General features: G+C 30.8%; 17 protein-coding genes. 6 read left to right on the plus strand and 11 right to left on the minus strand.

Translation table 11 applies throughout. The annotated features are described in order from the left end of the window. Positions 1 to 29: 29 nt before the first annotated feature. Together MHM83_RS13760 and MHM83_RS13765 are read right to left on the minus strand one after the other, a co-directional pair. Positions 30 to 638, minus strand: coding sequence for a fumarylacetoacetate hydrolase family protein (locus MHM83_RS13760; protein WP_159509482.1), 609 nt, complete (start codon positions 636 to 638; stop codon positions 30 to 32). 84 nt (positions 639 to 722) lie between these two features. Next, entirely contained in the window at positions 723 to 1,562 is an 840-nt protein-coding gene (locus tag MHM83_RS13765; protein WP_047790629.1) for a 1,4-dihydroxy-2-naphthoyl-CoA synthase, read from the minus strand. Positions 1,563 to 1,657: 95 nt separating this feature from the next. Between MHM83_RS13765 and MHM83_RS13770 the strand changes: the two genes are divergently transcribed. Next, positions 1,658 to 2,890, plus strand: a complete 1,233-nt coding sequence (locus tag MHM83_RS13770; RefSeq protein WP_239180359.1) for an alpha/beta hydrolase-fold protein — start codon at positions 1,658 to 1,660, stop codon at positions 2,888 to 2,890. A 1-nt stretch (position 2,891) separates the two neighbouring features. Here the strand turns inward: MHM83_RS13770 and MHM83_RS13775 are convergent, their stop codons facing one another. From MHM83_RS13775 to MHM83_RS13790, 4 genes are all read right to left on the minus strand, one after another. Beyond that, positions 2,892 to 3,302 (minus strand): hypothetical protein, encoded by a 411-nt coding sequence (locus tag MHM83_RS13775; RefSeq protein ID WP_047790627.1) that lies wholly within the window; start codon positions 3,300 to 3,302, stop codon positions 2,892 to 2,894. A 1-nt stretch (position 3,303) separates the two neighbouring features. Next, a complete protein-coding gene (menD, locus tag MHM83_RS13780) occupies positions 3,304 to 4,983 on the minus strand; it encodes a 2-succinyl-5-enolpyruvyl-6-hydroxy-3-cyclohexene-1-carboxylic-acid synthase (protein WP_239180361.1) in 1,680 nt (559 codons plus the stop codon). Positions 4,984 to 5,048: 65 nt separating this feature from the next. Then, positions 5,049 to 5,702, minus strand: coding sequence for a fructose-6-phosphate aldolase (gene fsa / locus MHM83_RS13785; RefSeq protein WP_047790625.1), 654 nt, complete (start codon positions 5,700 to 5,702; stop codon positions 5,049 to 5,051). A 125-nt stretch (positions 5,703 to 5,827) separates the two neighbouring features. Beyond that, positions 5,828 to 6,628: an SDR family oxidoreductase gene (locus MHM83_RS13790; protein WP_239180363.1), complete on the minus strand. Its 801-nt coding sequence runs from the start codon at positions 6,626 to 6,628 to the stop codon at positions 5,828 to 5,830. A gap of 91 nt (positions 6,629 to 6,719) precedes the next feature. On the opposite strand from MHM83_RS13790, the gene MHM83_RS13795 reads away from it, so the two are divergent. Both MHM83_RS13795 and MHM83_RS13800 read left to right on the plus strand, forming a co-directional pair. Then, positions 6,720 to 8,390: a M1 family metallopeptidase gene (locus tag MHM83_RS13795; RefSeq protein ID WP_239180365.1), complete on the plus strand. Its 1,671-nt coding sequence runs from the start codon at positions 6,720 to 6,722 to the stop codon at positions 8,388 to 8,390. A 68-nt stretch (positions 8,391 to 8,458) separates the two neighbouring features. Then, entirely contained in the window at positions 8,459 to 8,842 is a 384-nt protein-coding gene (locus MHM83_RS13800) for a hypothetical protein (protein ID WP_239180366.1), read from the plus strand. A 34-nt stretch (positions 8,843 to 8,876) separates the two neighbouring features. Here MHM83_RS13800 and MHM83_RS13805 read toward each other — a convergent pair whose 3' ends face one another. The 5 genes from MHM83_RS13805 to MHM83_RS13825 all read right to left on the minus strand — a co-directional run bounded on the left by MHM83_RS13805 (position 8,877) and on the right by MHM83_RS13825 (position 17,886). Beyond that, positions 8,877 to 10,721: a DUF349 domain-containing protein gene (locus MHM83_RS13805; RefSeq protein ID WP_073183411.1), complete on the minus strand. Its 1,845-nt coding sequence runs from the start codon at positions 10,719 to 10,721 to the stop codon at positions 8,877 to 8,879. 86 nt (positions 10,722 to 10,807) lie between these two features. Next, a complete protein-coding gene (locus tag MHM83_RS13810) occupies positions 10,808 to 11,569 on the minus strand; it encodes a shikimate dehydrogenase family protein (RefSeq protein WP_239180367.1) in 762 nt (253 codons plus the stop codon). Next, the gene (locus tag MHM83_RS13815) at positions 11,550 to 12,557 is read right to left on the minus strand and encodes a DUF368 domain-containing protein (RefSeq protein ID WP_239180369.1); all 1,008 of its coding nucleotides are present in this window, start codon (positions 12,555 to 12,557) and stop codon (positions 11,550 to 11,552) included. Before MHM83_RS13815 ends, MHM83_RS13810 begins: the two co-directional genes overlap by 20 nt. 33 nt (positions 12,558 to 12,590) lie before the next feature. Beyond that, positions 12,591 to 13,514: a DUF368 domain-containing protein gene (locus MHM83_RS13820; RefSeq protein ID WP_047790619.1), complete on the minus strand. Its 924-nt coding sequence runs from the start codon at positions 13,512 to 13,514 to the stop codon at positions 12,591 to 12,593. Between the two features lie 13 nt (positions 13,515 to 13,527). Beyond that, positions 13,528 to 17,886: a translocation/assembly module TamB domain-containing protein gene (locus MHM83_RS13825; protein ID WP_239180371.1), complete on the minus strand. Its 4,359-nt coding sequence runs from the start codon at positions 17,884 to 17,886 to the stop codon at positions 13,528 to 13,530. Positions 17,887 to 18,113: 227 nt separating this feature from the next. On the opposite strand from MHM83_RS13825, the gene tsaD reads away from it, so the two are divergent. From tsaD to MHM83_RS13840, 3 genes are read left to right on the plus strand one after another with little or no spacing between them, the layout of a single operon-like run. Continuing rightward, positions 18,114 to 19,142, plus strand: coding sequence for a tRNA (adenosine(37)-N6)-threonylcarbamoyltransferase complex transferase subunit TsaD (gene tsaD, locus MHM83_RS13830; RefSeq protein ID WP_239180373.1), 1,029 nt, complete (start codon positions 18,114 to 18,116; stop codon positions 19,140 to 19,142). 17 nt (positions 19,143 to 19,159) lie between these two features. Continuing rightward, on the plus strand, positions 19,160 to 21,013 hold the full coding sequence (locus tag MHM83_RS13835; RefSeq protein WP_239180375.1) for an LTA synthase family protein: 1,854 nt from the start codon (positions 19,160 to 19,162) through the stop codon (positions 21,011 to 21,013). Between the two features lie 57 nt (positions 21,014 to 21,070). Beyond that, positions 21,071 to 21,736, plus strand: coding sequence for a M15 family metallopeptidase (locus tag MHM83_RS13840; protein WP_239180377.1), 666 nt, complete (start codon positions 21,071 to 21,073; stop codon positions 21,734 to 21,736). The last annotated feature ends 22 nt before the right edge of the window (positions 21,737 to 21,758 follow it).

Genomic DNA, 21,758 nt, shown 5'->3' on the forward strand with positions numbered 1-21,758 from the left:
AAAAGAATCCCGCCGAAGCGGGATATATTTTATTTTACTTTAATTTGAAAAGCTTGTTTTCCTTCAATAGTTCCTGTTAAAATGTCATTTTCTGCCACTTTTCCAACTCCTGCTGGTGTTCCTGTAAAGATAATATCTCCTTTTTTCAACGTGAAATATTGCGACACGTAACTAATCAACTCATCAATTTTCCACAACATACTAGTGGTATTTCCATCTTGTACAACCTCATCGTTCTTTTGTAATTGAAAAGACAAGTTTTCTAAGTCAAAATCTTCTTTCGGAAAAAACTCTCCTACTATAGCACTACCATCAAAAGCTTTTGCTTTTTCCCAAGGCAATCCTTTTTCTTTACATTGTGCTTGCACATCACGCGCAGTAAAATCAATCCCTAAGCCTACAGTGTCATAATATTTATGAGCAAATTTTGGAGAAATGTGCTTTCCAACCTTATTAATTTTTACCAATACTTCCACCTCATAATGGATATCATTTGAAAACGGAGGAATAAAAAATGGCATTTTTTTAGGAAGAATAGCCGAATCTGGTTTTAAGAAAACTACCGGGTTTTCTGGTCTTTCATTTGCTAACTCTTCTATGTGTTTTGCGTAATTACGTCCTATACAAATTATTTTCATTTCTTCAAGTACGAATTATGATTTTAGAATTACGAATTAAAAACCTCTAACTCGTAATTCATAATTCTTAAAATTATCAATCAGTTATGGTATCCACGTTTTAGGGAAGTTTGGCTTACGTTTTTCTAAAAACGCATCACGTCCTTCTTTGGCTTCATCCGTCATATATGCTAAACGAGTTACTTCTCCTGCAAATACTTGTTGCCCTACCATTCCATCGTCCGTTAAGTTCATTGCAAACTTTAACATTTTTATTGAAGTTGGTGATTTTGCTAAAATTTCTTGTGCCCAATCAAAAGCTGTTTGCTCTAGCTCATCATGTGGAATTACGGCATTTACCATACCCATTTCATACGCTTCTTGTGCTGAGTAGTTTCTTCCTAAGAAAAATATTTCACGGGCCTTCTTTTGCCCCACCATTTTAGCTAAATATGCTGAACCATAACCTGCGTCAAACGAAGTAACATCGGCATCAGTTTGCTTAAAAATAGCATGTTCTTTACTCGCTAAAGTTAAATCACAAGTTACGTGCAAACTATGTCCGCCACCTACAGCCCAACCTGGAACCACGCATATTACTGCTTTTGGCATAAAACGTATTAAACGCTGTACTTCTAAAATATTCAAACGGTGGTAACCATCATCTCCAACATAACCTTGGTGTCCACGTGCATTTTGATCTCCTCCAGAACAAAAACTCCAAACTCCATCTTTAGTTGATGGCCCTTCAGCAGACAACAATACCACTCCTATATTCGTATCTTCATGTGCATCATGAAACGCATCCAATAACTCTGAAGTAGTTTTTGGTCGAAACGCATTACGTACATTGGGTCTATTAAATGCTATTCTTGCAACGTTGTGTGACTTTTTATAGGTAATATCTTCGTACTCTTTGGCAACTTTCCAGTCTGGTTGTATCATAATTTTAAAATATTGTCGTTATTTAGTTGTACAAAAATAACATAATAACTTTATTTTTCTTTTCTATATTTGAACGATATAATTTACCCCTAAATATGAAACAAGTATATTTATTATTTACCCTATTAATTAGTATTAGTCTTTTTTCTCAAAAAGTTGTTACTCAAAAAATCAATTCAAAAGAATTAGAAAAAGATAGAAATGTAAAAATCTACCTTCCAAAAGGCTATGATGTAGATGAAACTACTAATTATCCTCTAGCTATTGTTTTAGGTGACGAGTATCTTTTTGATTTATATGTAGGTAATGCTAAACTTTATGCTAATGTAGATAAAGCACCCAGACAAATTGTAGTAGGTATTGATATGAAAAACACTTATGGAAAAGATATTTCTATAATACCTTCTAATAATTCCTTAACCAGTTCAGGGGTACATTTTTTTAATTTTATTAAACATGAGTTAATTCCTTTTATGGAAGGAAACTTTAGAACTTCTCCTTTTATGACAATTATAGGTGAAGGAAAAGCTGCTAATTTTATTACTCACTACTTAAAAGATGAAAAACCTATTTTTAATTCTTATATCTGTATCACTCCTGATTTTCCTCAGTTTGCTCCCGCTATTATGGAGTCTTATTCTCTTAACAGACTGGGTTCTATAGATAACACTTACTTCTTATATACAAGTAATAACAAAAAGTACATTGACACTAATCAATATAATCGATTTAGTGATATTAAAACGTTATTAACATCCTATGAAGCTAAAAACTTTAATGTTGTTTTTGATGAATTTGATTCTTCTCCAAGCTATTTAGCTATAATTGGAGAAACTATTCCTAGAGCTTTTACACAAATGTTTAGCTTATATTCTAAAATTACTAAAGAAGAGTACGAAGCTAATGTTAAAGATTTGGCTCCTTTAGATGCAATTAAGTATGTGGAAAAAAAATATCTAGATATTCAGTATCTATACGGTTCTAACTTAAATGTTCGTTTAGATGACATTTTTGTTATTGAAGATATTGTAATTGACAGACAAGATGGTGATTACTTGAGAGTTTTAGGGGATTTTGTAATGATAAAATACCCTGATTCTCATATGGGTGATTTTTATATAGGTAAATACCATGAACTTGGAAAAGACTACGAAAAGGCAGATTTTTACTACAAAGCTGCTTATGGAAAAATGGATCCTTCTGATCCTAATGCAAATGCTTTTTACGAAAACATTAAACGTGTAAACGATTTAATGGAAACTAAAAAGAAAGAAGAAATTAAAAATAATGACGAGGAAATTATTGAAGAAGAAGAAGGACAAGAATAGTTTATTTTAACACTATTCTGTCTTCTTGTAATTCTATTTTTTTACTCTTATACAAGCTGCCAATAGCTCTCTTGAATGCTTTTTTACTCATCTGCAAGTGAAATTTAATTGATTCAGGAGAGCTTTTATCTGTTAACAATAAAAAGCCTTTTTCTTCTAGCTTTTTTAAGATTATATCAACATCTGAATCAATTACATTTTTAAATCCTTGCGGTCGTAGTGATACATCAATTTTTTCATCTTCACGTATCTTTTTAATATAACCTATTGTTCGCATTCCTTCTTCTACATCACTAAAAACTTCATTGTTATACAATAAGCCTTCATATGCTTCATTAATTAATACTGAATAACCTAAAGCGGTTTGAACACCAATTACTAAATCTACCTTATCACCTTCTTTTAATTCCATTTTATAAGTTTTTAAAATAGTTTTTTAAAACTACGTCATTTATTTCTTTTGGAGTAAAAACCTCCATTATTTTTGGCTGATCCGATTCTTCATAAAACGAAATCAAACTATTTTGCAAGCTCTTTAAGTCTTTTGTTTGAACATATTCAAAACCATACATTTTTGATAAATGCTCTGCAGTTAAATCATGCGGTGTTTCAAAGTACTCCGTAGCATTTGTTGTTAATGGCCCCGGGATATATCTAAAAATACCACCTCCTGCATTGTTTAAAATAATAATTCTAAAATTCTTCGGAATATTTGTGTTCCACAATGCATTGCTGTCGTAAAAGAAACTTAAATCTCCTGTTATAAATATTGTTTGATTTTTTGAGGCATATGCTGCTCCTACAGCTGTACTTGTACTTCCATCAATCCCGCTTGTTCCTCTATTACAAAATACTTTTAGCGTAGAGTTTACATCAAACAATTGTGAGTATCGAATAATTGAGCTGTTACTTATTTGTACTTGCGAGTTATCTGGGATACTTTCTAAAATAACTTCAAAAGATTTTAAATCTGAATATTCGCAATCTTTCAAATACTCTTCATGTTTTACAGCTCTTTGTTCTTTTTCTTGTAACCATGCATGTTGATAACTACTTTCAACATTTTTCTTTTCCTTAGAAAGACTTGTTAACAAGGTTACAGGTTTTACTTGTAAAAATTCTGACAAACAGTGATATGTATCCATCGCCTTTAACTCATCAACATGCCAATGATGTTTTGGCTGTAATTTTCGTAAAAACTGTTTAATTCTTTTAGAAATTACCATTCCTCCTAAAGTTAGTAATACTTCAGGTTGCAACTCTTTATATTCTTCTTCAGTTAACTTAGAGATTAATTTATCTATGTTATTGATAAACTTAGAATTGTATATATTTGAGGTAGTTTCTGTTAACACTAAAACAGAAGTATCTTCTGCATATACATTCAATATTTTTTGAAGTTCAGTATCTGGGAAATGACTTCCTACCAAAATCATTTTTTTGACTGAAGAATTCCAAATAGAAGCTATTTTTTCTAAATCAAAAGATTTCTCGACTGCGCTCGAAATGACATTCATCTTTTCAAAAGATTGCTTCACTTTGTTCGCAATGACCGAATCTAATTTTTCAAGTGTTTCATATAAAGGTTCATCAAACGGAACGTTGATATGAACTGGTCCTTTTTGAGTGATTGAAGTTTGTAATGCCTCAATTAATAAACTGATATTATTTTTTAACTGACTTTCTTCTTCAATCAAATTAGCTGAGAACAAAATATGGTTCTTAAACACATTCTCTTGACGAATGGTTTGTCCATCACCAATATCAATCAGGTGCTTGGGTCTGTCTGCTGAAATTACAACTAGCGGAATATTGCTATAAAAAGCTTCTGCTATCGCAGGATAATAATTCAACAAAGCAGAACCTGACGAACATACAATGGCAACAGGTTTTTGCTTTTGTTGTGCTATTCCCATAGCAAAAAAGGCAGCACAACGCTCATCTACCACACTTAATGTTTCTATTTCTGGATGATTTGAAAATCCGACAGTAAGTGGTGCATTACGAGAGCCTGGAGAAATTACAACGGTATCAATATCAAATTGATTACATGCTGAAACTACTAATTGTGCGAGTTCTTTTTTTGGGTACATATCTTTTAAAAAATGAGATTCCCGCTTTCGCGGGAATGACAAAATACTAAAGCCAACTTCGTTGGTTAGTTTCCTTTTTTATAATCTGCTAAAAATTTTGCTAAACCAATATCTGTTAAAGGGTGTTTTAACAATCCTTCAATTGCACTTAAAGGCCCTGTCATAACATCAGCCCCAATTTTAGCACAATCAATCACATGCATTGTATGACGTACAGATGCTGCTAAAATCTCAGTATCAAACGCATAATTATCAAATATCTGACGAATTTCAGCTATTAGATTTAAACCATCTGTAGAAATATCATCTAAACGACCAATAAATGGTGATACATATGTTGCTCCAGCTTTTGCTGCTAATAATGCTTGACCAGCAGAAAACACTAAAGTTACATTGGTTTTAATTCCTTTATCAGAAAAATATTTACACGCTTTTATTCCATCTTTAATCATAGGTAGTTTCACTACTATTTGAGGGTTTAAAGCAGCTAACGCTTCTCCTTCCTTTACCATACCATCAAAATCAGTAGAAATTACCTCAGCAGAAACATCTCCTTCTACAATTTGACAAATTGCTTTGTAATGATTGATAATATTCCCCTCTCCTGTTATTCCTTCTTTAGCCATTAACGATGGATTTGTTGTTACCCCGTCTAAAATACCTAAAGCTTGTGCTTCTCTTATTTGATCTAAGTTAGCTGTATCAATAAAAAATTTCATCTGTATATTTATTATGTAGTTGTGTTCTAATTCTTGAGTTTTGCGAGTTCAACTCTCTATAAAAACAACATATAAAACAATGTTTTATACCTTGATTTTTCTTTAATTACTAATCTTCTGCGAATTTACAATTTATAATGATTCATTAGTAATTTTTCATAAATTTTATCAGGCAAAATTCTTTTTAATACAATTGAAAATTTCTCCATAAATCCACCAACTTTATAGTGAATTTTTGGGTTCTTGTTTTCAATAATTTTATAGATTGCCTCTGCCATTAGTATTGGATCTGCACCAGAATCAACATGAGCATCCATCAATGCTAAGTTTTCAGCATATTTTTCTTTGTAAGCAGAGTTTTCAAAAACAGGTGTATGATACCTTCCTGCAGCAATATTCGTAGCAAAATCTCCTGGAGCTACATTAACAACCTTAATACCGAAACTTTTCACCTCCATACTTAACGCTTCTGTTACCAACTCTAACGCCCCTTTACTTGCAGAATAAATTCCTCTAAAAGGTAACCCCATGTATCCTGCTATTGAAGTTGTGTTAATAATCGTTCCCAGTTGCTGTTTTCTCATATGAGGCAACACTTCTTTAACAACATCAATTACCCCAAAAAAATTTGTATTAAAATTATCTTTCATTTCTTGTGTAGGTGTATCCTCAATTGGACCAGTAATTCCTTTTCCTGCATTGTTTATCAACACATCAATCTTTCCTTCAGCAGTGATTACTTCTTCTACAGCTTTCTTTATTGATTCTTGGTCAGTTACATCTAATGCTACCATTTGAAATGGAGTAGTTACTTTTTGTGGATTTCTACTTGTTCCATAAACTTTAAACCCTCTATCGTGTAAATAGATAGCTATTGATTTTCCTATTCCTGAAGAAGCTCCTGTAATGAAAACTGTTTTTGACATTGTTCTTATTTTAAGCAAATATCTTAAAGTTAGCTTCAATAAAAAAACTTTAAAACTTATCTTAGCATTTTATCTTACAAGAACAAATACCATGTATAAAAAAACGTTTTCTTTATCTGTTTTTATGACATCTTTAGCAATTTTAATTGCTGGATGTTCTTCTTCAACCGCTCAAAAAAGCACCTCGTTATTTTCAAAAAATAAAACGTTTACACGTCAAGATTCTTTACGTGGTTCTATTACGCCTGAAAGATCTTGGTGGGACTTAACATATTATCACCTTAACGTAACCGTTAATCCTGACAAAAAGTTTATTAAAGGAAAAAATACTGTACAATATAAAGTTTTAAAACCTTATCAAGTTTTACAAATAGATTTACAACCTCCTTTAAAAATTACCAAAGCGACTCAAAACAATAAAGAACTAAAAGTTATTTCTGAAGGAAATGCGCATTTTATTCAACTACAATCTCCTCAAAAGAAAGGAACTGTAAACTCTGTTGATGTATATTATGAAGGTAAACCTAAAGAAGCGATTAGAGCTCCTTGGGATGGTGGTTTTTCTTGGAAAAAAGACAGTAATGGAAATCACTTTGTTGCTACTTCTTGTCAAGGGTTAGGAGCTAGTGTTTGGTGGCCAAATAAAGATCATATGTATGATGAGGTAGATAGTATGGCAATTAGTGTTCGTGTACCTAAAAATTTAATGGATGTTTCTAATGGGCGTTTACGTAATATTGAAAAACACAATGACGATACAACTACTTATCATTGGTTTGTTGATAATCCTATCAACAACTACGGAATTAATGTAAACATTGGAGATTATGTACATTTTTCTGAAAAATACCAAGGTGAAGGTGGAGCGTTAGATATGAATTATTATGTGTTACGTGACAATCTTAAAAAAGCCAAAAAGCAATTTAAAGACGCTCCCAAGATGATGAAAGCTTTTGAACACTGGTTTGGTAAATATCCTTTTTATGAAGATGGCTTTAAACTAGTAGAAGTTCCATATTTAGGAATGGAACATCAAAGTTCTGTTACCTATGGAAATCAATATAAAAACGGGTATTTAGGTAGAGATTTATCTGGAACTGGTTGGGGACTAAAATTCGACTTTATTATTATTCACGAAGCTGGTCATGAATGGTTTGCTAATAATATTACCAATGTAGATATTGCTGATATGTGGATTCACGAAAGCTTTACAGCTTACTCTGAAAACTTATTTTTAGATTATTACTATGGTAAAAAAGCTTCTGCTGAATATGTTATAGGAACACGAAGTTCTATTCAAAATGATATTCCTATAATTGGAAATTATAATGTTAATGATGAAGGTTCTGGAGACATGTATTATAAAGGGGCTAATATGCTTCATACAATTCGTCAACTAGTTAATAATGATGAAAAATGGCGTCAAATTTTACGTGGTTTGAATGCTGATTTTTATCATAAAACAGTAACTACTCAAGAAATCGAAAAGTACATGATTGAAAAATCTGGTATTGATTTAAGTAAAGTATTCGATCAATATTTACGTACAGTGAAGATTCCAGAGCTGGAGTATACTATTGAAAACAACACCTTAAAATATCGTTGGAATAATGTTGTTGGAGGTTTTAATATGCCTATAAAAGTAACTGTTGATGGAAAAGATGAATTACTAAAACCTTCTGATAATTGGCAAACAAAAACTATTAAAGGAGACTCAATTGAGGTTGACAAAAACTTTTATGTAAACTCAAAACCTCTATAAAGCAACTGTATTTTATCTTTTTCATGATTAAAAAGCTTTTAAAAAACGTTATCCTAAACCCTAAAAAGTTGTTTTTAATAGATGGTTTTGGAGCTTTTTTATCTGCTTTTTTACTGGGTGTTGTGTTAGTAAAGTTTGAAAGCACCATAGGAATTCCTCCTTCTAGTCTGTATTTTCTAACTGTTTTTCCTTTGATCTTTACTATGTATGATTTTTACTGTTACCGAAAAAACCACAATAATCTTAGATGTTTTTTAAAAGGAATTGCAGTTGTAAACCTACTATATTGCTGTCTTTCTATTGGAGTAGCATTTCTTCATAGAAAAACTATTACTAACTTAGGATGGATTTATATTATCGTTGAAGTCTTTATTATTACCATTCTATCAAATTTTGAACTCAAAGTAGCCAAACAACTTACTAAAAAAACAAATAAAAAACTCGAACCTTAAAAGGCTCGAGTTTTTAATGATTATTATATTGTTTTTAATAATCTAATCTTTTTAAGTAGTCTAGTTTTTCTTGCCAAAGATCTAACTGGTCTTTAAATTCTTGGATTCCTTTACGTACATTTTGTACTAAAGGATTATCTTCTGTAGCGTTTGAAATAAAGCTTAAATTGTTTTCTAACTGTTGCATTTCTCGTACAGTTTCATCTATTTTTTTTCTAATAAAGAACTGTTCACTATCTAATTTTCTATAGTCTTCTTGTGCTAAATATGTATCTACAACGCCTTTAAACTTCATCATTTCAATATCAATTCTGCTCATATCCAATTTATCGAGATGTGCATCCATTGCTTTGTTGAATTTTTCATCCAAATAACGTGCATTTCTTGGCAATGCTCCTAGTGCTCTCCAATCTGCTAAGGCTTTTTCTACATCTTCTTCGGTAGAAATTTCAGCAACTTTAATTTGCTCTACAAATTCTTTCTTAGCCTCTACTACTACTAATTGTTCTTTATTTTCTTCATTCTTATGGGCGTGTAATCTATCAAAATAGTAATTACAAGCATTTTTGAATTTTTTCCAGATATCGTCAGAAAATTTTCTAGGCACATGTCCTATTTTTTTCCAATCTGCTTGAATACGCTTCATAGTATTGGTAGTTTCACTCCAGTCTTCACTATCTTTTAAGCTTTCTGCAAGCTCTACCAATTCCATTTTCTTCCTTAAGTTCTCGTTTTGTGCACTTTTTTCATGCTTGTAAAATGCATTTTTAGCTGAGTTAAACTTTTTAGTTGCTGCTTTAAACTCTTGCCAAACAGCTTCGCTCTTACTGTAAGGTAATTTTCCTATGTCAAAGTATTTTTTTCGTAGTTTTTCTATTTCTACAATACTTTTTTGCCAGTCGTTGTGTGTTTTATTGCTTGATGTATCGTACGCATTTATTTCTGCTGCAACAGCTAGTTTTGCATCAATCATTTCTTGATGCTTTGACTTTAATTCTCTGTAATGCTGATGACGTCTGTCATGAATTTTTTTAGTTGCTTCACTAAACCTTCCCCAAACATCTTCTCTATGTTCTCTTGACACAGGTCCTACATCTTCTTTCCACATACGATGTAATTCTTGTAACTCTTTAAAAGCTACATTAACGTCTTCTACATCATTTAAAGCTTCTGCTCTTTCAATTAGTCGTAGTTTTTCTTCAAGGTTATGTTTAAAATCTAACTCTCTAAAGTCTTTATTTAAATGTAGTAAATCGTAAAAACGTTCTACATGATGATGATATGTTCTCCAGGTATCATTATACTTTGTTTTAGGCACAGCTCCAACACTTTTCCAACGATTTTGAATTTCTTGAAAATCATTATACATCGTTTTTGGGTCAGCATCTTTAATTAAAGTCTTTAACTCTTCAATTAAATTATTTCGTCTCTCTAAGTTTTCTTTTAATTGTTTTTCTAATTGAGAATAGTAAGCATCACGCTTGGATTTATATTCACCTAATAACTTATTGTATTCTGTTTTTGTTGGACTAGAGAATTGAAAATCTATAGAATTTCCTCCATCTGCCAAAAATGCCTCTTTTTTCTTTGCTAATAAAGCCCCAAACTTTGAGTTAAACGCTGTTTTAATAGCATCTACATTTGATTTTAATTGTTGAATTGGATGGCTTTTTAGTAATTTTTTTAATTCATCTACCAACTTTTCTAGCTCCATCGAAGCATAATCAAGCATAGGTATTTCGTGCTTTTCATCTGCTTTTTCAGATTCATTGGCTACTTCATTTTCAACTTCATTAACTGCATTTTCAGTTTCCCTACTAACCTTTGATTGCTCTTCTGTGATTGGCTTTTCTACTTTCTCTTCGTTGTTTTCTAACATATCTACAATGTTTAAGTTCCTTTGATTTAGATTATAAAGATAAGGATTCTTAGAGAATAGCAAATTTTATTTTAGTTTTTAAAATTTTAGCTATTATTCCATATTTTCCAAGCTTTTTCTGCTTGTAGCTCTAACATCTCTAATCCATTTTTTATAGTTGCTCCCTGCTCTTTACCTTTACGTAAAAAAGTAGTTTCTGACGGATTATATATTAAATCGTATAATAAATGTTTATCTGATAAAAATTTATATGGAATATCTGGACAGTTCTCTACGTTTGGATGTGTACCTAACGGTGTACAATTTACAATTATATAATGTGATTCTATAAGTTCTTTACCTATATCTTGATAGGAGATTTGCTTTTTTCCTTCAGGAGTTCTAGATACATATTTATATTTCACTCCTAAGCTTTCAAATACATAGGCTACAGCCTTAGATGCCCCACCTGTTCCCAATATCAAGGCTCTTTTATGATATTTCTTTACTAATGGTTTTAATGATTTTTTAAACCCATACACATCAGTATTATATCCTTTTAATCTCCCTTTCTTGGTTATTTTAATAGTATTAACTGCTCCTACTTTTAGAGCTTTCTTGTCTATTCTATCTAAAAAATTAAAAACATCTAACTTATATGGAATCGTAACATTCATTCCTTTTAAGCGTTTTTTATTTTCTTTTATTTTTTCAGGTAGTTCATGTATTGATTGAATATCAAAATTGATATACTCATGATTTTTTAAATCTAATTTTTCAAATTTTTCGGTAAAATATCCGCGAGAAAATGAGTACGAAATGTTCTTTCCTACTAAAGCATATAAATGCTTATTTTCTTTTTTGGTCATAAAAATCAATAATTAGTATTAATGCAATTCCAATAATAATGAATCCTATAGAAACCCATGTTTCTTGATTGTTAAAATTGGGTATAAATCTCTGGTAATTTTCTATAATTTTGTTCCCACTCTGATCAAGCAAAAACACACCTGCTTCTTTTTTATAAATAGTTTCTTTCCATGGCCAAACAACACCTAATGACCCAGTAATAAAACCTATAATAATTGCTGTTACAATTTCATGCCATCTTTTTAAAACATACCCTAAAACATGTGAAATAGACACAAGCCCAAAAGCTGAACCTGCTGTAAAAACTCCTATAATTTTTAAGTAACGAACTTTTACTTGATCATTCAGTACTTCAAAGTTTCCAGACAATAGATTTGTAATTACATTGCCTAATACATTTACACTATCTACTAACAACAAAACATAGTTTCCTAATAATATAAGAATAAATGAGCCTGAAAGTCCTGGTAATGTCATTCCTGAAACTCCTATAATACCACATAAGAAGACAAACCAAAGATTATCATTTTCTGTGGCGGGTGTCATAAAACTAATAGAGATTCCAACTGATGCTCCAATAAATAGTCCTAAAACTGTTTTAAGTTTCCATTCTCTAAAATCTTTCGATATATAATAAATAGAGCCTATAATCATTCCAAAAAACCATGACCATACATACAGTTCGTAATTTTTCAAGAAATAATCTAAAATAAGAGATACACTGAAGTAGCTGAACATACTTCCTGCCATTACCCAAACTAAAAATTGTAAATTGGTATAGGTTGCAAAACTTTTAAAACGTCCATTAAACAACAGTTTAAAAGCTTTACCATTGATTCTTTGAAAAGTATAAATAAGCTCTTCATAAAACCCCATTACAAAAGCTACCATGCCCCCTGAGACTCCTGGTACCTTGTTGGCTCCTCCCATTATCAAGCCTTTTAAAAAAAGGGTTATTTTTTGTGATAGCGTGCGCTCTTTATACATGCGGTTTGATTAGAACGCTAAGTTAGTTATTTTCTAGTGCTTTTTTACTGCTAATTTTTCTAGCAATAAAATAAGTGCAAAACCAATTAAGGCTAAGATTATTGCATACATTAATTGTGGATTTCCATCGTAGGAAAATGGTGAAATAGATAACTCATTAAAAGGGATTTGTTCTCCGTGTGAATTGGTTCTGTATGTCAATACTTTCTTCCAAGGCCAAATTTTGTTTAATGACCCTATTATAAACCCTGTTAAGACAACGAGAGTATGGTTTTTATAGTTTTCAAACAGATACTTTAAAACTCTTGAAAAAAGTAATAAACCTACAATCGCTCCTAAACCAACAACTGTTATAGTTGTTAAATCACGGTTGTTTACGGCTGCTAATACTGGTTTATAGGCTCCTAATAATACTAGTATAAAAGATCCTGATATACCTGGTAAAATCATAGCGCAAATTGCTATTGCCCCTGCTAAAAACATAAATGACATTGAAGAGTTTTCTGAAACCAACGGATTTAGCGTTGTGATGTAATAAGCTAATATAGCTCCCAACATTAGTAAAATTCCTGAAGCGAGATTCCATTGAGTAACTTGTTTTGCTATGTAAATAACACTTGCTAATACTAACCCAAAGAAAAAAGACCATACTAAAACTGGATGGTGCATTAATAACCAAGAAATCATTTTTGCTAACGAAACGATACTAATAAAAATTCCAACAAAAAGAGTTACTAAAAAGTTACCATTTACTTGTTTCCAAGCTGATTTAAAACCTTCTTTTTTTAAAGTTTTAAGTAACTTTAAGTTAATATTACTAATAGAACCTAGTAGTTCTTCATAAATTCCTGAAATAAACGCAATGGTACCTCCTGAAACACCTGGAACCACATCAGCTGCTCCCATAGCAATTCCCTTTAACATGATTACGAAGTAATCTTTAATAGTTCTATTCATAAAAATAGTTTGGTTATTTTTTCTCTTTTGATTTAAAATTTATCAATCCTTTTTTCTTTGGTTTTAAGGTATCTTTTTTTACTTCTTTCTTCTTTTCTTTTTTATTTAACCCTAATTTTTTCCCCAAGTCACGTAAATTATTAAAGTTAACTTGATAAGAAATCCCTACTCCTTGTGTATATCCTTCTTCTTCTGTGGAATATTGCACTTCATTTTGGCGATTAAATACTGTACCTCTTAAATTACCTTCTTCATTTAAAAGGACCTCTACTTTTACTTCTCCCACTACACTGGTTTGTGTATTAGCTCCAACAGGAACTCCTACTTTACCATTAACCAATACTCTATCACTTAATTGCGTTGATACAGATACATCTACTTGATCGTCTGAATTAAGGTTGTCTACATCTCCTCTATCTCCTTGTGTATATCCTACTCCTAACTGAAATTTATTTCCATCGCTATTTAACATATTTGTCAAAATTCCTGAAGCTATTTCTGAAGCTGTTCCTGTAATTCCTGAACTTGCACTACTTCCAATAGCATCTGGATTATAAAATGTACCGAAGGCTAACAAAAATGAAAAGTGCTGCATTTTAGTGTTTAAGTCATTCTCATTTAAAATAAATTCTAACTCAGAACTTACTGTTGAGTTTGCATTTGGTATTTTAATATCAAACTCTTGTTTTGAACTAAATAGACCTCCTGTAATTTTGGTGTATAAATCAATTGGAATCTTACGATTTGAATTAATGTTATCTAATAACTGTGCTGGGTTTGCTTTGGTTCTATATACTGCTGTTATATCTAAATCGGCTTCATAAGGATCTCCATTCCAAGAAATAGTTCCTCCTTTTTGTACAATAAAGGGTTTTGTTATTCCTGCATACTTAAAATTATAAAAACCATTATCTACCGTAAAGTCTCCAAACATATTAAACTTACCTCGTGTATCAATATCAATTCTAAGGTTTCCTTCTCCACTTCCTTTTAACTCACTTCCTGAAACTTTATCTATTACAACTTGTGCTACAGCATCTTTTGTTACGGCTAGATTAAGTCTTAAGTCAAGACCTTTAATATCTCCAATAACTTTTCCTTTAGTTCCTTCTTCTTCTTCTCCTGTTTTAAATCTAATTAACTTGTAATTATCAATTGTTTTAACATCACTTAATGGAATTACAAATAAAGTTCCTTTGTTTGTTTTTCCGTTAACCTCAATATCTAAAAAGCTAGTAAGCCCTCTAATTTTAGCTTCTCCATTTAAAAAACCTGTTCCATAATACTGAGATTCTTCAGTTTCTTGTGTGTCTAAAATCAGTAAATTTTGTGTATTGATATCAAAATTTAAAAACCAATCTTTAAAGTTTTGATGTACAATACTCCCAGATAAACCTCCTTGTGTAAGATACTTTGTATCCTCTAAGATTATGTCTTTTAGTATAAATTCTTGTTTGTCTAAAACAACACTTGTATTTCCTTTAAGATCAAAATCTACATTTAAATACGGAAAAGCTAATCCTGCATTTTCAAAATTTAAAACTCCTTTAAAATCAGGATTTCTTAAATAACCTGTTGCTGTAAAATCTCCTGTTACTTTTCCTCTTAGTTTAGACAATACATCTTCTCCTAATGGACTGAAAGCAGCAATATCATATTCTTTCAAGTAAATATCTAAATCTATAATTGGCCTATCCTTTGAAAAATCAATTCCACCAGTAGCAGATATGTTTTTTGCATTTTTATTTTCTAGAGATAGATTAACATTGTATTTTTCATAAGAATTATCTCCCGTAACATTTAACGCCAAATTTCCTTGCGAATAATTATTAATGTCAAAATTCTCTATGTATAAATTACCAACTGGAGCTATCGTTTCATTTTCTTGTTTAAATGCTAATTGTCCATTTAATTTACCATCTAATTTTAAACTATCGATAGGGGGTAAAAAGCTAGCTAATTTAACTTTATTAAAATCTGCTTGAAAATCTTTGTAAGTACTATCTCTTAAAACTCCTTTGAAATCGATTCTTTGTTCTCCCGATTTCAAAATAAATGGGCTGATTGTAAATTCATCTTTTTGTAAATCAAATGTTACTTTGTTATTTTTATCATCATTTGGATTTACTTCCCAATCAAACCCCTTGTAATATAGCTTCGATTTTTGAATTCCTACTACAGATTTTTGAAGTTCATTGATTGTATAGAAAAAATCTAAACTAAAACTTTCTTCATAATTTTTTCCTCCTTTAAAAACAGACTTAAAGAATAGCGTATCATTTTTGGTACGGTTTAACAAGTTTAATTTCTCAATGTTATAATATTTTGTATTCACCTTATTTGCAGTTAAGTGAGTACTATAAAGCGGGTTTTTATTATCTAATCTTAACACCACTCCTTCTATTATATTTTTATACGCGTTTATTTCTGGAGATTCAAACGTTAGTTTTAATGAGTTTTTATCTGAATTAATACGTCCTTTTAATCGTGTATTCTTTCCTATAGAAATATTTGGTAAAAAAACATCTATAATTTGATTATAAATTGTAAAGTCAAAATCTAAAAACTGGTTTGGCGCTACTTCATGCGGACGATAGTTTGTATACACACTACCTAAAGCATTTTGAGTGATAGGTAACAACTCTTCGAAAGAAAATTTACCTTTAAGAGATCCTTTTACAATATCTGATGAATTTACTTCAATAGTTTTTATACTATCTTTTACTGATGAATTTACTTCAAAGCTCTTGAATGGGTAACTTTGTTTTTGATTTGTGTAGATTAAGTTTTTAAACGTTGCTTTACCAATAATATCATCAAATGTATTTCCTGAAATATTTAAATTAATATTCCCTTTTAATTCAGAAATACTATCACGGGTAAACAAATTTGTCTTTTTTAAATCAATTCTATCAACATCAGCGATAAAATCAAATTTGTTAATCTCTGATGAAAAATCTGCTAGTCCTTCAAATTTCAACTTAAAGTTATCATCATCCGCATTAAGTAAACCGTCAAACTTTTTATTTTGAAACTGTCCATTTACTTGTAAGTTTTTGTATTCATACTCATTAAAGAACAAACTACTTACTTTTCCTATTATTATGGTGTTTACATTATCTACATTAAACCCACTCCCATTAACATCCGCTTTTAATGAAACAGTTCCTAATACAGGATCATTAGCAAAGACTCCAAGATCAAAATTTTTAAACTCTACCTCTCCTGTATACTCAGATTTATCAATATTATCAATATTGGTTAATTGAAGATCAGAAATTGCGGTTCCAATTTCTGATTTTACTGATACTGTAGCATCCATTTGTTGTGGAGTTACTCTTACTATTCCATTCAAAGTAAAATTTCCTAGTCTTTGAAATTCTGTTGGCAATGTTCTTCCTAATAAATTTGGTAGTACATTTCTTAGTTGATAATAATTTGCTGTAAGATTATCTAAGTCCGCATCAAATACAAAACCCCTACTAGTTTTAACTGCGTTAACAAACCCCATGTCTCCAATAATTCTCATACCTCCTTTTGAGTGTACTCTTACATTACTAGCACTAAAATTGTTCAAAACACCATCAATATCTCCACTTATATAAAGAAAATCGTGTCCGCCAATTTCACTATATAGTTTGTTTAAATCTCTTACAGAGACTACACTTTCTTGAAATTTAGCCTTTATCCTAACTTTATCATTAAAGTTTACAAAATCTTTTCGATTATAGGTAAATTTAACTTCTGCTTGCAATTTTGTGTCATTGTCTGTTGCTAAAATTGTATTACTAAAATCCATAAAGGATTTTGTATATGTAAAATCGGTAGCTAGGTTTGATACATTTACTCCCCTGTTTTCAGTAAAGTACATGTTTCTTATTTTCATAGAAACATCAGGGCCTATAATAGAAAAATCATCTAATTCGGCTCCTGCTTTATAGGCTGCAAATTCAAGAGGGTCTTGTTTATTTTCATCCATTAACTTAAAAGTTAAATCATCTAAAGAAATTTTATCACTTTTAAGAACAAATGGTGCAGCTAAACTATCTTTAGGTTTTCCGTCTTCAAAACTATCTATAAAAATAGACATGTTATCATTCTTTTCACCTTTATATGTTTTCATATAAAAATGAACGCCACTTAAAGAAGCTTCTCCTAAATCTACTTGATTTTCTAATATACGTTTAGCATTTTGTAAAGAAGTAGTTAGATTATTCACAAATATTAAAGTGTCTTTGTGGTGGTCTCTAATCTCAATTTCTTTTAACTGGACACTTCCCAACCAAGACAAATCAATTTTTTTTACAACTATATTAGTATTAAATTCTTTATTCACCCAATTAGTTGCTTGTTTAGCAAGTTGACTTTGCACAAAAGGGAGAGATAGTAAAATAAAAAGCAAGAGTAAAAAAAGTACTGTATACTTTAGTATTTTACCAATTATGTTTCCTAATCTTTTAATAACTTCCTTTATTTATAATCTTATTTAACAAAAGTAATCAGCAAACAGCAAAAATGCTGCCTTATTTTAAAGAAATGTTTTTTTTAACTAAAATCTAACGTAATATCAATATTTTTGTCCTCTAAATCAGAAAAGATTTGAGTGCAAAAAACATCTATATTTTAGGTATTGAGAGCTCTTGTGATGATACAAGTGCTTCAATAATTTGTAACGGAAAGGTATTAAGTAATATCGTAGCAAACCAAGAAGTACATGCTAAATATGGTGGTGTAGTTCCTGAATTAGCGTCAAGAGCACATCAACAAAACATTGTTCCTGTTGTGCAACAAGCTATTGAACAAGCTGGTATAACTAAAAACGATTTAAATGCAATTGCTTTTACTCGTGGCCCAGGGTTAATGGGCTCATTACTGGTTGGTACTTCTTTTGCTAAGTCTTTAGCCTTAGGGTTAAACATTCCTTTGATAGATGTTAACCATATGCAGGCACATATTTTAGCTCATTTTATTGATGAAGAAGGAAGTAGAATACCTCCTTTTCCTTTCGTTTGTTTAACAATTAGCGGTGGACACACGCAAATTGTAAAAATTACCAATCATTTTGAAATGGAAATTTTAGGTGAAACAATTGACGATGCTGTTGGGGAAGCTTTTGATAAATCTGCTAAAATTTTAGGTTTGCCATATCCAGGTGGACCTTTAATTGATAAATATGCGCAATTAGGAAACCCTAAAGCTTTTAAATTTACCAAGCCTAAAGTTGGTGACTTAGAATTTAGTTTTAGCGGATTAAAAACTGGAATCTTATACTTTATTCAAAAAAACGTAAAAGAAAACCCCAATTTCATCAAAGAAAACCTTAATGACATCTGTGCTTCTATTCAATACACTATTATTGAAATTTTGATGGATAAGCTTAAAAATACTATAAAACAAACTGGTATTAAGCACATAGCTATTGCTGGTGGTGTTTCTGCTAACTCAGAAATACGAAAACGTTTAATTTTAGCTGAAAAACATTGGGGATGGACAACATATATTCCAAAGTTTGAGTATACCACTGATAATGCTGCTATGATTGCCATTGCAGGGTATTTAAAATATTTAAACAACGATTATTCAGATATTTCTGTAACAGCTAAAGCTCGTTTAAAAGTTACAGAGTAAACCTTTTTCATACTAGAATGACTAATTTTAAAAATAGAATCTTATTTAGTTTTACATATTATTTTCTATGGGTAGTATACTTTTTACTTGCCCGTCTTTTATTTTTAATATATTATTTTGATAAAACCTCTGAATTAAGTTTTATCACTACGCTAAAAACATTCGTGTATGGTATTCAATTAGATTTTTCTTTTGCTGCATACTTGGCTGCTATTCCTTTTCTAATTATTTTGCTATCAATATGGATTCCTAGAAGAATTATTGGTTATATTATTAAAGGGTATACTTTCCCTATTCTTTTAGTTATTAACTTGTTTATGTTAACGGATATTTCCTTGTATAAATTCTGGGGAGTTCGTATAGATGTTACTGTCTTAAATTACATTAATACTCCTAAAGCAATGTTGGCTTCTGTAAGTACTTTACAATTAGTTGGCGGACTTTTTGCTTGGGGATTACTTTCGGTAATTACTATTTACTGTTTTAATAAGATATTGAACAAAGTTCTTAAAAAGTTGAATAAGAAGCATTTTTTAGAAGCTCCTATATTTTTATTACTAATTGCTAGCTTAATAATTCCTATACGAGGTGGTTTTGCCAACATTCCTATTAATCAAAGTAACGTATACTTCTCTAAAAATATGTTTGCAAATCATGCTGCGGTAAATTTTATCTGGAACTTTGCTAATACAATTACTCATAAAACCGACGGCAAAAACCCGTATGTTCACTATAAAAAAGATATTGCTAAAAACATCATCAACAAAACTAAAAATCAGCTTTTAACAGCTAATACAGATTCTATCTTAAATACTAAAAAACCAAATGTCATTTTACTTATTTGGGAAAGTCTCTCTGCTAAAGCAGTTGGTGCATTAGGAGGTGAACCTGATGTTACTATAAACCTAAACAAACTAGCTAAAGAAGGTATTTTGTTTACTAATTTCTATGGAAATGGAGACAGGACAGATAAAGGAGTTCCCGCTATTTTAAGTGGTTATTATCCTCAACCAACAAAAAGCATCATGAAAATTCCATATAAAGCAAGAAAGCTACCTATACTCACCAAAGAGATGAAAAAATTAGGGTACAATACTAGTTTTTATTATGGTGGGGATAGTAATTTTGGAAATATGATTACCTATTTACGTAATGGTCAAATAGATAAAATTGTTGATGGAACTGAATTTGACAAAGAAAACTGGAATTCGAAATGGGGAGCGCATGATCACATCTTTTTAGACCGATTTATGAAAGATTTATCTTCCCCTACCCTTAAAGAACCTTTTTTTGAAGTAGCTTTAACATTAACCAGTCACGAACCTTACGAGTTCCCTGGTGAATATAAATTTGGTAAAAGTTCTGTAGAAAATTTATACAGAAGTGCACAAGCATATACAGACAAAGCTATAGGTAAGTTTATTCACAAAGCTAAAAAACAACCTTGGTGGAATAACACTTTGGTTATTATTTTATCTGACCATGGACATCCATTACCTAAACACAAAGGTTATTTTAACTCCCCTAAAAGATTTCAAATTCCTATGGTTTGGTTAGGTGGTGCTCTCAACAAAACAGGTATTACTGTTAATAATTTTAGCGCTCAAAGTGATTTAGCATATACTTTAACTGACATATTAGGAGGTAATCCAGAAAAATTTCAATTTGGAAAAAATATTTTTAATAATTCTGAAAATCAATATGCACATTATGTGTTTAATAAAGGATTTGGTACAGTTTCTAAAAACGGAACCTTTGTATACGATTATGTAAGCAAAAAACCTGTAATACAAGAAGGTAATTACCACCCTTTAGATTCTCTCGGAAGAGCTATTAGTCAAAACGCTTATCAAGATTTTTTAGATAAATAAAAGTTAATCTTTCATTAAGAGAGAAACTGTTAAAATCCATTTCATTACTTTTACCCTATGAAATGGATTTTATCGTTATTTTTACTTGCCGCTTTAAGCATTCAGTCTCAAAAATTACCTGAAGGTTTTACATATATAAAAGAAGTGTCTCCTACAATACAAGGGGAATTAAGATATTGTCATGCTAACAACTTTATGGGGGTCCCTGTTAATGGATATGAAGAAAATATTCTTATAGCTACCACCCCTACTGCTAAAGCTTTAAAAAAAGTCCAAGATGAGTTAGCAAATCAAAAATTAGGTTTAAAAATTTATGATGCTTACCGTCCTCAAACAGCAGTAAATCATTTTGTAAAATGGGCTCGAGTAATGAATGATACATTAATGAAACAACAATACTATCCTGAGGTTAATAAACGTCATTTATTTAAAAAGGGATATATTTCTTCAAAATCTGGTCATTCAAGAGGAAGCACTGTAGATTTAACAATTATACGCCTAGAAACAGGCGAAGAGTTAGATATGGGAAGTCCGTATGACTTTTTTGGAGTTTCATCTCATATCACCTATGAAAAACTTACTAAACAACAAAAAAAGAACAGACAACTATTACAAACTGTGATGCGTAAACATGGTTTTAGACCTTACAGTAAAGAATGGTGGCATTTTACCCTAAGAGGAGAACCTTTCCCTAAAACCTTTTTTGATTTTCCTGTAAAATAACTAGTTTTAATCCTTTATTTTA

Source organism: Tenacibaculum sp. Mcav3-52 (assembly GCF_022347665.1).
GTDB classification, from domain to species: Bacteria; Bacteroidota; Bacteroidia; order Flavobacteriales; family Flavobacteriaceae; genus Polaribacter; species Polaribacter mesophilus.

What these genes read in the sequence shown, in the direction of transcription:
- MHM83_RS13760 (WP_159509482.1), bottom strand. Translation starts at nt 638, where the DNA reads ATGAAAATAATTTGTATAGGACGTAATTACGCAAAACACATAGAAGAG.
- MHM83_RS13765 (WP_047790629.1), bottom strand. Translation starts at nt 1,562, where the DNA reads ATGATACAACCAGACTGGAAAGTTGCCAAAGAGTACGAAGATATTACC.
- MHM83_RS13770 (WP_239180359.1), top strand. Translation starts at nt 1,658, where the DNA reads ATGAAACAAGTATATTTATTATTTACCCTATTAATTAGTATTAGTCTT.
- MHM83_RS13775 (WP_047790627.1), bottom strand. Translation starts at nt 3,302, where the DNA reads ATGGAATTAAAAGAAGGTGATAAGGTAGATTTAGTAATTGGTGTTCAA.
- menD (WP_239180361.1), bottom strand. Translation starts at nt 4,983, where the DNA reads ATGTACCCAAAAAAAGAACTCGCACAATTAGTAGTTTCAGCATGTAAT.
- fsa (WP_047790625.1), bottom strand. Translation starts at nt 5,702, where the DNA reads ATGAAATTTTTTATTGATACAGCTAACTTAGATCAAATAAGAGAAGCA.
- MHM83_RS13790 (WP_239180363.1), bottom strand. Translation starts at nt 6,628, where the DNA reads ATGTCAAAAACAGTTTTCATTACAGGAGCTTCTTCAGGAATAGGAAAA.
- MHM83_RS13795 (WP_239180365.1), top strand. Translation starts at nt 6,720, where the DNA reads ATGTATAAAAAAACGTTTTCTTTATCTGTTTTTATGACATCTTTAGCA.
- MHM83_RS13805 (WP_073183411.1), bottom strand. Translation starts at nt 10,721, where the DNA reads ATGTTAGAAAACAACGAAGAGAAAGTAGAAAAGCCAATCACAGAAGAG.
- MHM83_RS13810 (WP_239180367.1), bottom strand. Translation starts at nt 11,569, where the DNA reads ATGACCAAAAAAGAAAATAAGCATTTATATGCTTTAGTAGGAAAGAAC.
- MHM83_RS13815 (WP_239180369.1), bottom strand. Translation starts at nt 12,557, where the DNA reads ATGTATAAAGAGCGCACGCTATCACAAAAAATAACCCTTTTTTTAAAA.
- MHM83_RS13820 (WP_047790619.1), bottom strand. Translation starts at nt 13,514, where the DNA reads ATGAATAGAACTATTAAAGATTACTTCGTAATCATGTTAAAGGGAATT.
- MHM83_RS13835 (WP_239180375.1), top strand. Translation starts at nt 19,160, where the DNA reads ATGACTAATTTTAAAAATAGAATCTTATTTAGTTTTACATATTATTTT.
- MHM83_RS13840 (WP_239180377.1), top strand. Translation starts at nt 21,071, where the DNA reads ATGAAATGGATTTTATCGTTATTTTTACTTGCCGCTTTAAGCATTCAG.